At 68.4% G+C, this 12030-nt stretch carries 8 protein-coding genes; 5 read left to right on the forward strand and 3 right to left on the reverse strand.

Annotated features, from left to right (window positions below):
* Nucleotides 1-258 precede the first annotated feature (258 nt).
* Nucleotides 259-2931: a bifunctional diguanylate cyclase/phosphodiesterase gene (locus tag DT603_RS09730; RefSeq protein ID WP_246191741.1), complete on the reverse strand. Its 2673-nt coding sequence runs from the start codon at nucleotides 2929-2931 to the stop codon at nucleotides 259-261.
* A 436-nt stretch (nucleotides 2932-3367) separates the two neighbouring features.
* Here DT603_RS09730 and lexA point away from each other — a divergent pair, with 436 nt between their 5' ends.
* From lexA to DT603_RS09755, 5 genes are all read left to right on the forward strand, one after another.
* Nucleotides 3368-3976 (forward strand): transcriptional repressor LexA, encoded by a 609-nt coding sequence (lexA, locus tag DT603_RS09735; protein WP_162349694.1) that lies wholly within the window; start codon nucleotides 3368-3370, stop codon nucleotides 3974-3976.
* Nucleotides 3976-4602: a translesion DNA synthesis-associated protein ImuA gene (imuA, locus tag DT603_RS09740; RefSeq protein WP_162349695.1), complete on the forward strand. Its 627-nt coding sequence runs from the start codon at nucleotides 3976-3978 to the stop codon at nucleotides 4600-4602. Before lexA ends, imuA begins: the two co-directional genes overlap by 1 nt.
* A gap of 9 nt (nucleotides 4603-4611) precedes the next feature.
* Nucleotides 4612-6024, forward strand: coding sequence for a Y-family DNA polymerase (locus tag DT603_RS09745; protein ID WP_162349696.1), 1413 nt, complete (start codon nucleotides 4612-4614; stop codon nucleotides 6022-6024).
* The gene (locus tag DT603_RS09750) at nucleotides 6021-9272 is read left to right on the forward strand and encodes an error-prone DNA polymerase (protein ID WP_162349697.1); all 3252 of its coding nucleotides are present in this window, start codon (nucleotides 6021-6023) and stop codon (nucleotides 9270-9272) included. The genes DT603_RS09745 and DT603_RS09750 overlap by 4 nt, the downstream gene beginning before the upstream one ends.
* A 143-nt stretch (nucleotides 9273-9415) precedes the next feature.
* A complete protein-coding gene (locus tag DT603_RS09755; protein WP_162349698.1) occupies nucleotides 9416-9964 on the forward strand; it encodes an alpha-ketoglutarate-dependent dioxygenase AlkB family protein in 549 nt (182 codons plus the stop codon).
* A gap of 21 nt (nucleotides 9965-9985) precedes the next feature.
* Here DT603_RS09755 and DT603_RS09760 read toward each other — a convergent pair whose 3' ends face one another.
* Together DT603_RS09760 and gshB are read right to left on the reverse strand one after the other, a co-directional pair.
* Nucleotides 9986-10858, reverse strand: a complete 873-nt coding sequence (locus tag DT603_RS09760; RefSeq protein ID WP_162349699.1) for an energy transducer TonB — start codon at nucleotides 10856-10858, stop codon at nucleotides 9986-9988.
* Between the two features lie 164 nt (nucleotides 10859-11022).
* On the reverse strand, nucleotides 11023-11973 hold the full coding sequence (gshB, locus tag DT603_RS09765; RefSeq protein ID WP_162349700.1) for a glutathione synthase: 951 nt from the start codon (nucleotides 11971-11973) through the stop codon (nucleotides 11023-11025).
* Nucleotides 11974-12030 lie beyond the last annotated feature (57 nt).

A 12030-nucleotide genomic window follows, 5' to 3' on the forward strand; every position in this document is an offset into this window, starting at 1 on the left:
GGCGGAAGCAGCATAGCGCTCGGCAGCTGGAGCGGGTTGGCGGCGGGCCGGGTGGAGCCGGGGTGCCGGCCAACCCCTGTACGGAACGCAGTGCAGGGACGCCTCGGGTCACCAGCCACCCAAGGAGGTCCTGCACCTTCCCGGTGCGTGCATCGCGCATGGAGGGTGATTTGCGTGGACGCTTGATGCCGGGCCGCGCACCGGGCGCATCGTCACGAACCGGTTGCAATCAGGCGTGGAGGCAGCCGTGGCGAACGATCATCGACCGGCAGCGCGGTGCGATTCCGACTCCGGGCGCTGGTACAGCACGCGTTCGGGGCGGTGCAGGGCGAAGCCCTGACCGTAGTCCACGCCCAGCGCATGCAGGGCCGCCGACATGTGGCTGGCGCTGACCCATTCGGCCACGACCTTCAGTCCGCGCTGGTGGCCGATCTGGGTGATGGCGCTGATGATGGTGTGGCTCATCGGGTCGGTGTCCAGGTCGCGCACGAAGCTGCCGTCGATCTTGATCATGTCCACCGGCAGGTTCTTCAGGTAGCCGAAGGAGGACATGCCGGCGCCGAAATCGTCCAGCGCGATCAGGCAGCCGGCCTCGCGCAGGCGCTCGATCATCTGCACCACCTTGAGCAGGTTGCGCACCGCCACGGTCTCGGTGATCTCGAAGCAGATCTTCTGCGCCGGTATTTCGTATTGCGCGATCAGGCCGAGGATGAAATCGGCCAGGCCTTCGTCCTCGATGCTAGCCCCGGACAGGTTGATGGCGCAGGTGCCCAGGCGTGCGCCGGAGGGGTGCAGTTCGGAAAAATGCGCCAGCGCGTTGCGGATCACCCAGCGGTCGATGGCCGGCATCAGGCCGTAGCGCTCGGCCGCCTGCAGGAACGTGCCGGGCAGCACGATGCCGTCCTGGTCGTCGCGCATGCGCAGCAGCAGCTCGATGGTCGGCGCGTCCTCTTCCCTGGCGCCCAGCGGCACGATCTCCTGGTAGTCCAGCAGCAGGCGGTCCTGTTCGACCGCCCAGCGCACCCGGTTGGCCCATTCCATCTCGCTCTGGCGCCGCGTGGTCTCGTTGTCCTCGCGGTACACGTGCACGCGGTTGCGGCCGTTTTCCTTGGCCAGGTAACAGGCGGTGTCGGCCCAGGCCAGCAGGTCCTTCAGGGTGGGTTCGCCATGGTCGACCACCACCACGCCAATGCTGGCGCTGATGGTGTAGGTGTGCGATTCCCACGAGAACATCAGCGCCTCGATGCATTCGCGCAGGCGTTCGGCCAGGCGGCGCGCGCCTTCGGCATCGACGCCGAAGGCCAGCAGGCCGAACTCGTCGCCGCCCAGCCGCGCCAGCACGTCGCCGGCGCGCTGCTGCTGGCGCATGGCCAGGGCGAGCTGGGTCAGCAACTGGTCGCCGGCCATGTGCCCGGAGACATCATTGATCAGCTTGAACTGGTCCAGGTCGATGTACAGCAGCGCGCACGGACGCGAATCGGGATGCAGCTTGCGATCGGCCAGGGCCAGTTCCAGGCGGTGCTCGAACTCACGGCGGTTGCACAGTTCGGTCAGGGCGTCGTGGCTGGCCTGGTGGATCAGGCGCTCGGTGAGCTCGCGTTGTTCGGAAATGTCGGTGGCCACCATCAGCCGGTGCGGCACCCCGTCCATGTCGACCTGGGCGATGGAAGCGTTGACCCAGAACGGCTTGCCGTCGCGGTCGAGCAGGGCGGCATCCTGGCTGGGCCAGTTCTCGCGACCGCTGGCCGCGTCGGCGCGCTGGCGCAGGGCCGGGTCGGCGAGCACGTCGGCCAGCAGCATGCCGGTGGCCTCGCCCAGGCGCAGGCGCGCGGCCTGGTTGGCGTAGACGATGCGGCCGTCGCCCGCGTCGGCCAGCAGCACCAGCGCCGGCAGCAGTTCGTTGAGGGTGCGGAAGCGCGTTTCGCTCTCGCGGAAGCGTTCGCTCATGTGCTGGCCGAGCTTGACCGCGCGCCGGCGCGTGGTGGACAGCGACCACAGCAGCGCGGCCAGCAGCAGGCTGATGGTCACCCCGGCGATGGCCAGGTTGCGCACCCGGGTGGTTCCCGCCACTGCCACCCGCGGCCGCAGCTGCAGCTGCCAGCGACGGCCGCCGAATTCCAGCATGCGCGTCTGCACCGTGGCGTCGTTGACGAAGGACGGATCGGAGTCGAAGAAGGAGCCGGCCGCCGGCGCATCGGCATCGCGGATGCGCACCTGGAAGCGTTCCATCGCCTCGCTGCCCAGCGCTTCGTAGACCAGCGGCTGCAGGCGCAGGCTGATCGCCAGCGCGCCGATTTCGCGGCTCCGGCGTTCGGCCACGTCGGCGGGGATGGCGCCGCGTGAATACACCGGCAGGCGCACTGTCACGCCCAGCGCGGCCGGGCCCGCATATTCCTTGAACTGGCGCAGCGCGAACGGCGCCGAAATGATCGGCGCATCGGCGTCGCGGGCACGCTGCAGGGCCAGCAGGTTGGGTTGCTGGGCAGCGATGTCGAAACCGATCAGCGACTGGTTGCCTTGCAACGGGGCGGCCAGTTCGTAGGGATAGGCCACCCGTTGCGGGTCGCCCGGGTCGGGCTGGCGGCGGGCGAACACGGTGGCCACGTAACCGGGCTGGGCTTCGGGGATGCGCAGGTTCTGGCTGTATTGCTCGAACTGCGGCTGGTCCATGTGGTCGTTGGAAAGGAACACGGTCTGCATCGCGCGCAGCACCTGGGCGGCGTTCTCCAGCGGCGCACGCAGTCGCACCAGGCTGGCATCGGCCGCGACCGAATAGCTGGCTCGCGCACTGGCGCGCTCGTCCAGCCACTCGCGGCGTGCCACCCAGCCGGTGAACAGCAGGCCCAGGACAAGCACGACCATCGCCCAGACCGCAGGCGGGATACCCAGCCGTCGCGGCATGTCATCGGCGGGCGAAAGGCCGGCCAACATGGGCTGCGATGGGCGAACGGAGTTCACTTCGATTACCTGGATTCCCTGCGTTGGACCAAGACCACGGGCATCGGCCAAGTCGCGGCGCCGAACTTCTGATAGAGGCTCGTTGACGCATGGTGCATGCCAAGGCCCAGCCCGGGCGTGAAACCGCACCCCCTCCCGTGTTTGCGCCCCGCTGCGGCAAGCCATGCCGCCGCGGCGGCCGCGCACGGGTCATGTTTGGTCCCGCAGCGTCGTTAGCGGCCCACCGCCCGGCTCGCAGCAAGCCCAGGCTCGCAGCAAGCCCGGAGTGGCATCGGGCGGTCCTTGCCGGCCTGCTCCCGCGCATATTCCGGGTCCCGGGACGGGCGGGCGCGCCCTGGCCGGTGGCCACGGCTGGCGCGGTGGGAAAGGTCTCGCCCGATGCGACCCGAAGGTGTACAAATGTACACCTATGGACACCTTGCCTCCCCAACGCGCCGCCGTGCTGGCCTTCCTCCGTGACCGCATCGAAGGGCAGGGGCTGAGCCCCAGCCTGGCCGAAATCGCCGCCGAATTCGGCTTCTCTTCCCGCAATGCCGCCCACAAGCACGTGCAGGCGCTGGTCGCCGACGGCCTGGTCGAACTGGCGCCAGGGCAGAAGCGCGGCATCCGCCTGGTCGGCGGGCGCGGGCCGGGGCAGATGCTGTCGCTGCCGGTGCTGGGGCGGGTGGCGGCCGGCGTGCCGATCGGCGCCGACATCGGCCTGGACCAGCAACTGTGGCTGGACCGCAGCCTGTTCTCGCTGGCGCCGGACTACCTGCTGAAAGTGCAGGGCGATTCGATGATCGACGACGGCATCCTCGACGGTGACCTGGTCGGCGTCCATCGCACGGCCGATGCGCGCAACGGCCAGGTGGTGGTGGCGCGGGTGGACGGCGAGATCACCATCAAGCGCTTCGAGCGTGGGCACGAAAGCATCCGCCTGCTGCCGCGCAATCCCGCCCATGCGCCCATCGTGGTGGAAGCGCACCAGGACTTCGCCATCGAAGGCGTGTACTGCGGACTGGTCAGGCAGGGCTGATGGGCGCGGTGGTGGCCCTGGAAACCCTGTTCGCCGCGCAGACGCTGTGGCATGCCGGGCGCAGCGCGAAGATCAGCGCCGACGGCGAGCCCACCGGCCATGCCGCCCTGGATGCACTGCTGCCGCAGAACGGCTGGCCGCGCCGGGCGCTGACCGAGCTGCTGTTGCCGGCCGATGGCGTCGGCGAACTGGAGCTGCTGCTGCCCACGCTGGCGCGCATGACCCGCGCCGGCCAGCCGGTGGTGTTGATCGCGCCTCCCTACATTCCCTATGCGCCGGCCTGGCAGGCGGCGGGCGTGGACCTGTCGCAACTGGAAATCGTCGAAGCCACACCGCGCGATGCGCTTTGGGCGTTCGAGCAGTGCCTGCGCAGTGGCGCCTGCGCCGCCGTGCTGGGCTGGCCGCGCCATGCCGATACGCAATCACTGCGGCGCCTGCAGGTCGCGGCCGACAGCGGCGATTGCCTGGGCTTCGCCTTCCGCGATCGCCGCCACCTGGCCAATGCCTCGCCCGCGGCGCTGCGCATGGAATGTGTTGCCGCCCCCGGCACGGTCGGGCAATGGCATGTACGCAAGTGTCGTGGCGGGCAACTGCCCGCGCGCACGTTTGCGCTGGCGATGCATTGAGCCACGCGCATGTTATGGGCCTGCCTGTTGCTGCCACAGCTGGCGCTGGATTCGGTCCTGCGGCGTTTGCCCGACCCTGAAAAACCGCTGGCCCTGGTCAGCGGCCCGCTGCACCTGCGCCACCTGCATGCAGTCAATCCCGGTGCGGCACAAGCCGGCCTGAAACCGGGCATGCGCCTGTCCGCCGCGCATGCGCTGCTCGCCGACGTGGCCACCGTCATCCACGACCCGCTGGCCGAAGCGCGCTGGCATCGCTTCCTGGCCGCGTGGGCCTACCGGCACAGCTCGCTGGTCAGCATGCAGTGGCCCGGTTGCGTGGTGCTGGAGGCTCGCGCCAGTTTCAGACTGCTGGGGCCATGGCCGCGCTTCGAGGCGCGCCTGCGCGAGGAACTGACCGCGCTGGGGTTCAGCCATCGCATCGCCCTGGCGCCGACCCCGCGCGCGGCGCGCGTACTGGCGGGCTTGCGCGACGGACTGGCGGTGACTTCGGCGCCGGCCATGCACGAACTGCTGGCGAAAGTGCCGGTGCGTCGCGCCGCCTTGCCCGAAGGCCACGGCGAACGCCTGCACCGCATGGGCATCCGCGACCTGCGTGCCTTGCGCGCCCTGCCGCGCGACAGCCTGCGCCGGCGCTTCGGGGTCGAACTGCTGCAGCACCTGGATCGCCTGCACGGCGAGCAGGACGATCCGCTGGAGTTGTACGCGCCACCCGATCATTTCGACAGCCGCATCGAGCTGGGCTACGAAGTCGAACACCATCCGCCGCTGTTGTTCCCGCTGCGCCGCCTGATCAACGACCTGTGCATGTACCTGTCGATCCGCGACGGCGGCGTGCAGCGCTTCGTGCTGCGGCTGGAGCACGAGGAGGGCATGCACACCGACGTGGAGGTCGGCCTGCTGGCGGCCGAACGCGAACCGGCGATGCTGTTCGAACTGACCCGCAACCGCCTGGAACGCGTGGCCATTCCAAAACCCGTGGTCGCCATGCGCCTGCTGGCGCGCGAACTGCCGCCGTTCGTTCCCGCAGCACGCGACCTGTTCGATACGCGCGCCCAGCAGGCGCTGCCATGGCCGCAGTTGCGCGAACGCCTGCGCGCACGCCTGGGCGACGGAGCGGTGTATCGGGTCGTGCCCGCCGGCGACCCGCGCCCGGAACGGGCGTGGCGCCGCGATGACGGACGGCCGCTGCTGGCGCCGGTGCTGCCGCCGCGGCCGGCGTGGCTGTTGCAGAAGCCCGTTCCCCTGCGCGGCCATAACCTGCGCATCGTGTCCGGTCCCGAGCGCCTGGAAAGCGGCTGGTGGGATGGCGAGGACGCGCGCCGCGATTACTACGTTCTGGAAACCGCGCAGGGCCAGCGTGCCTGGGCCTTCGCTGCGGTGGGAGAACGCGAAAACTGGATGCTGCACGGGTGGTTCGCATGAATGGCGATGGCATCGATGGCGTCGATCGCGATACGCCGGGCGGGCGTCCGCCGCGTGCAGTGGAAGTGGCCGGACGCATGCGCGTGGCTGCCAATGACGACACGGTTGAAGCGGCCGTAGAAGACGGGTTTCCCGCCTACGCCGAATTGCACTGCCTGTCCGATTTTTCCTTCCTGCGCGGCGCGGCCAGTGCCGAGGAACTGTTCACCCGCGCCGTGCTTTGCGGCTACGAGGCACTGGCGATCACCGACGAATGTTCGCTGGCCGGCATCGTGCGCGCCTACGAAGCCTCGCGCGCCAGCGGCCTGAAGCTGGTGGTGGGCAGCGAATTCACGCTGGAAGACGGCCTGCGCCTGGTGCTGCTGGTGGAAACCCTGGCCGGCTACACCCAGCTGTGCGAACTGATCACCCTGGCCCGGCGCGCGGCAGGCAAGGGCAGTTACCGGCTCACCCGCGCCGATGTGCAGGCGCAATTCCACAACACCCCGCCGGGGGTGTTTGCGCTGTGGCTTTCGGCGTGCGAAGAAAAGAGAGAGCAGGGCGCCTGGCTGCGCACGGTGTTCGATACGCGTGCCTTCCTGGCGGTGGAACTGCATCGCGAGGAAGACGATGCAGCGCGCCTGTCCTCGCTGCTGGCATTGGCGCGTGACCTGCAACTGCAGGCGCTGGCCTGTGGCGACGTGCACATGGACGTGCGTCGCCAGCGCGTGCTGCAGGACACCATGACGGCCATCCGCCATGGCCTGCCGCTGGCCGAGTGCGGCGCGCACCTGTTCCGCAACGGCGAACGACACCTGCGCACGCGCCGCGCGCTCGGCAACATCCATCCGCACCGCCTGCTGGAAGCGTCGGTGGCGCTGGCGCGGCGCTGCACCTTCCACATGAGCCAGATCCAGTACCGCTACCCGGCCGAACTGGTGCCGAAGGGGCATACGCCGGCCACCCACCTGCGCGCCCTGACCGAAGCCGGTATGCGCCAGCGCTGGCCCGATGGCGTACCGGTGCACATCGTCACGCAGATCGACAAGGAGCTGGCGCTGATCGCGGTGAAGCAGTACGAAGCCTTCTTCCTGACCGTCGAAGACATCGTGCGTTTCGCGTGCAGCAGGAAAATCCTGTGCCAGGGCCGCGGCTCGGCGGCCAATTCGGCGGTGTGCTTCGCCCTGGGCATCACCGCGGTCAACCCGACCGAAAGCCGCCTGCTGATGGCGCGCTTCATTTCGGTGGAGCGCGACGAGCCGCCCGACATCGACGTCGACTTCGAACACGAGCGGCGCGAGGAGGTGCTGCAGTACGTGTACGCCAAGTACGGACGCTCGCGCGCTGCGCTGGCGGCCACGGTCATCTGCTATCGCGGCAAGAGCGCGGTGCGCGACGTGGCCAAGGCCTTCGGCCTGCCCGATGACCAGATCGCACTGCTGTCGGGCTGTTTCGGCTGGGGCAATGGCGACACGCCGATGCCCCAGCGCCTGGCCGAAGCCGGCTTCGACTGCGCCAATCCGCTGATCGCGCGCGTGCTGGCGGTGACCACGCAATTGAACGGCCATCCGCGCCATCTCTCCCAGCACGTCGGTGGCTTCGTGATTTCCGACGCGCCGTTGTCGACGGTGGTACCGGTGGAGAACGCGGCCATGGACGACCGCACCATCATCCAGTGGGACAAGGACGACCTGGAAACCATGAAGCTGCTCAAGGTCGACTGCCTGGCGCTGGGCATGCTGACCTGCATCCGCAAGGCGGTGGCGCTGGTGGAAAAACATCGCGGCTACAGCATCGACATCGCCAGGATTCCCAACAACGACCAACCCACCTACGACATGATCCAGGCCGCCGACACGGTGGGTGTGTTCCAGATCGAATCGCGCGCGCAGATGAGCATGCTGCCGCGGCTGAAGCCGAACTGTTTCTACGACCTGGTGGTGGAAGTGGCCATCGTGCGTCCCGGCCCGATCCAGGGCGGCATGGTCCATCCCTACCTGCAACGGCGCATGGGCCGCGAGACCGTCACCTATCCCTCCCCGGAGATGAAGGACATCCTGGGTCCGACCCTGGGCGTGCCGCTGTTCCAGGAACAGGTGATGGAACTGGTGATGCATGCGGCCGATTACAGCGATGGCGAAGCCGACCAGCTGCGGCGTTCGATGGCGGCGTGGAAGTCGGGCGGCGACATGGAACCGCATCGCCTGCGCGTGCGCGAGAGGATGACGGAGAAGGGCTACGCGCCCGAGTTCATCGAGCAGATCTTCGAGCAGATCAAGGGTTTCGGTTCCTATGGCTTCCCGCAAAGCCACGCCGCTTCGTTCGCCAAGCTGGTGCTGATCAGCTGCTGGCTGAAACGGCACGAACCGGCGGCCTTCGTCTGCGGCCTGCTCAATGCGCAGCCGATGGGTTTCTACACACCCAACCAGATCATGCAGGACGCACGGCGCACGCGGGGTGGCCGGGTCGGTGTGGAGTTCCTGCCGGTGGATGTCATGCACAGCGACTGGGACAACCAGCTGGTGGGCGGGCAGCCATGGCGGGGCGAAAAAGACCCTGGCACGCAGGCGGCCATCCGCCTGGGCCTGCGCCAGGTCATTGGTCTGTCGGAACAGGTCGCCGATGCGATCAGCGCCGCGCGCGCGAAAATTCCTTTCCGCGATGTGTCCGACCTGTGCCTGCGCGCGGGCCTGGACGAGAAAACGCGCAATGCACTGGCCGAGGCGGGCGCACTGCAGGCGCTGGTCGGCAACCGCAACAATGCGCGTTGGATCGTGGCCGGCGTCGAGCGCCAGCGCCCGCTGTTCCCGGGCAGTCCGGACGAACAGGTGATCGAACTCGCTGCGCCGACCACCGGCGAGGACGTGCTGTCGGACTACCGCGCGCTCGGGCTCACCTTGGGCGCGCATCCGATGTCCCTGCTGCGCGAACGCATGCGCGCGCGCCGCCTGCTGGGTTCACGCGAGCTGCAGGACCGGCGCCACGGCAGCCACGTGCATGCGGTGGGCCTGGTCACCAACCGCCAGCGTCCTGCTTCCGCGCACGGCACCATGTTCCTCACCCTCGAAGACGAACACGGCATGGTCAACGTGGTGGTGTGGGAGCACGTCGCCCTGCGCCGGCGCAAGGCCCTGCTGGGCGCCAGTCTGCTGGCCGTGCGCGGGCGCTGGGAGCAGGTCGATGGGGTGGCCCACCTGATCGCCCAGGACATGCAGGACCTCAGCGAACTGCTGGGCAGCCTGCGCACCTCATCGCGGGATTTCCAGTGATGCACGCCAACGCCCCGGCACCAGCGCCGACCAGCGATCTGCTCCCAGGCGACCTGCTCCCAAACGGCCTGATCCCAAACGGCCTGATCCCCAACGGCCTGCTCCAAAACGATTTGTTCCAGAACGATTTGTTCCCAAGCCCCATGTTGCAGCTGGTCGAGGATGACCAAGGCGGCATCCGCTACTGGCCGGGCTTCATCGAAGCACCGCTGGCGCAGGCCTGGTTCGCGACGCTGCATGCACACGCGGCCTGGACCCACCTGCGCCGGCCGATGTATGACCGCGTGGTCGACGTGCCACGCCTGCTGGCGTCGTACCGGGCGGGCGCTTTCCCGCCGCAATTGCCGCTGCAGGAGATGCTGGACAGGGTGGGCCGGCAGGTGCCCGCGCCTTACAACAGCGCCGGCCTGAATCTTTACCGCGACGGCAACGACAGCGTGGCCATGCACAACGACAAACTGCCTACGCTGGCCGACGGCCAGCCGATCGCGCTGGTCTCGCTGGGCGATACCCGGCGCATGCTGATCCGCGCGAAAGAAGGCGATCGCCGTGCCGTGGCCGTGGACCTGGAACCCGGCAGCCTGCTGTGCATGAGCCACGCCTGCCAGTCCACCCACGAGCACGGGATTCCCAAGACCCGGCGGGCGCAGGGTCCGCGCATCAGCGTGGTGTTCCGGGTGCGCGCGCCGTGAAACCAGCGTGCGGCGGTGGCGTCATTCGTCGCGGACTTCACCACCCGGCAGGAACTGCCAGGTGCGGGTGACGTGCAGGATGTCGATGTTTTCTTCGGTCTTCGGCAGCGGCGGGAACGGCACCGACAGTTGCACGATGCGCAGGGCGGTGGAGTCGAGCAGGGGAATGCCGCTGGTCTGGATGATGCGGCTGTTTTCCACCGAGCCGTCGCGGCGCACCGCCACGCTGATCACCACCTGGCCCTTCAGGCGCTTGCGCCGCGCTTCATCCGGGTAGTTGAGGTTGCCGACGCGCTCGGCGCGGTCCACCCAGGCGCGCAGGTAATTGGCATACACGTATTCCCTGGTGCTGGCCGATACGAACTTGCGCTTGGGGCGCTTGGCATAGAGCTCGGAGCGCAGGTGGATCTCGGCGGCCAGGCGCGCCATCTCGGCATCGCGCGAAATCTTCAGGTCACCGCGCGGCAGCTCGGGGCGGTCGGGCTCGGGACGGGTCTGCGGTGGAGGCACGGTGGTGTCGGTGTCGCGAGAGGTGATCACTCGTGCTTCCGGCGGCGGCGTCACGTCTGGCGACTGCGCGCGCAGCGGCTGCGGCGCCACGCCAGTCTGCGCCTGCGGTACCCAGCCGGCCTGGCTGTCGCGGGGACGTTTGGATTTGTCGCTGTCGCCGCCGCCCTGCTGGTTGGCCGCGGCCAGGAAATCGGCCTGTTTGGGCGTGAGCGGGGTCTGGGTCTGGCTGAGGATCACGTCCAGCGTCGGCACCACCGGCGCCGCGTCATCCAAGCTGAAGCCCAGTCCCAGCACCAGCATGCCGTGCACGATCAGCGACAGCGCCAGGGTGGCGGTCAGGCGTTCGCTGGAACCAATTTTGGGTGGGGCGACGACTGCGGACATTTCAACGGAAGTTCAGAGCCCCTCTCCCGTCGGGAGAGGGGTTGGGGTGAGGGTACGGCGAAATAATGGAAGGTGAAACGCCATGGTTTCGCCGTACCCTCATCCGCCCTTCGGCCACCTTCTCCCGAGGGGAGAAGGGAACAGCGCGGAACTCCCGCTTCCAACTACCCATTCGCGAGCTTGCTCTCGATCGCATCGAACAGCATCCCTGCAATATTCAACCCGAACTGCGCATCCAGTTCGCGCACGCAGGTGGGACTGGTGACGTTGACCTCGGTCAGGTAGTCGCCGATCACGTCCAGGCCCACGAACAGCATGCCGCGGCGCTTCATTTCCGGGGCCACCTGGGCAGCGATCCAGCGGTCGCGCTCACTGATCGGGCGGCCTTCGCCGCGGCCTCCGGCAGCCAGGTTGCCGCGGAATTCGTCGCCCTGGGGAATGCGCGCCAGCACGTAGTCGACCGGCACGCCGTCGACCAGCAGCACGCGCTTGTCGCCGTCCTTGATGCCGGGGATGAAGCGCTGTGCCAGGGTCAGGTTGCCTTTGCCGATCAGGGTTTCCAGGATCACGTTGAGGTTGGAGTCGCCGGCGCGCGCCAGGAAGATCGAGCGGCCGCCCATGCCATCGAGCACCTTCAACACCACTTCGCCGTGTTCAGCCACGAACGCCTTCAGTGCAGCCCGGTCGCGGCTGACCAGGGTGGGCGGGCAGCATTGCGGGAACAGCAGCGCCGCCAGCTTCTCGTTGAAGTCGCGCAGGCCTTGGGGGTCATTCACCACCAGCGCGCCGGCGCCCTGGGCGATGCTGAGCAGGTGGGTGTCGTAGAGGAACTGGTCGTCGAACGGAGGATCCTTGCGCATCAGCACCACCTGGCCGGGCCCGAAGGCCAGCTCGGCGCTTTCGCCCAGGGTGAACCAGCCGGCGGGGTCGTCCTTCACCGCAAGCGGGGCCGCCCGCGCCAGGGCCTTGCCGTCGCGCAGGAACAGGCCCTCGGGCAGCACGTAGTGGAGTTGGTGGCCGCGCCGCTGGGCTTCCAGCAGCATGGCGAAAGTGGTGTCCTTGGCGATCTTGATGGACCCGATGGGGTCCATCACCACGACGACATCGAGCGGCATGCAGGCGGCAATCCGGTAGGTTTTCCGGGCCTGATGTTAGCAGGCGCAAAAATGCGA

Origin of the sequence: Pseudoxanthomonas gei, assembly GCF_010119615.1 — a bacterium.
GTDB classification, from domain to species: domain Bacteria; phylum Pseudomonadota; class Gammaproteobacteria; order Xanthomonadales; family Xanthomonadaceae; genus Pseudoxanthomonas_A; species Pseudoxanthomonas_A gei.

Bases quoted from the DNA above. Each gene is read 5' to 3' on its own strand.
- imuA (WP_162349695.1), top strand. From the start codon at position 3,976: ATGGGCGCGGTGGTGGCCCTGGAAACCCTGTTCGCCGCGCAGACGCTG.
- DT603_RS09730 (WP_246191741.1), bottom strand. From the start codon at position 2,931: ATGTTGGCCGGCCTTTCGCCCGCCGATGACATGCCGCGACGGCTGGGT.
- DT603_RS09745 (WP_162349696.1), top strand. From the start codon at position 4,612: ATGTTATGGGCCTGCCTGTTGCTGCCACAGCTGGCGCTGGATTCGGTC.
- DT603_RS09755 (WP_162349698.1), top strand. From the start codon at position 9,416: ATGTTGCAGCTGGTCGAGGATGACCAAGGCGGCATCCGCTACTGGCCG.
- gshB (WP_162349700.1), bottom strand. From the start codon at position 11,973: ATGCCGCTCGATGTCGTCGTGGTGATGGACCCCATCGGGTCCATCAAG.
- lexA (WP_162349694.1), top strand. From the start codon at position 3,368: ATGGACACCTTGCCTCCCCAACGCGCCGCCGTGCTGGCCTTCCTCCGT.
- DT603_RS09760 (WP_162349699.1), bottom strand. From the start codon at position 10,858: ATGTCCGCAGTCGTCGCCCCACCCAAAATTGGTTCCAGCGAACGCCTG.
- DT603_RS09750 (WP_162349697.1), top strand. From the start codon at position 6,021: ATGAATGGCGATGGCATCGATGGCGTCGATCGCGATACGCCGGGCGGG.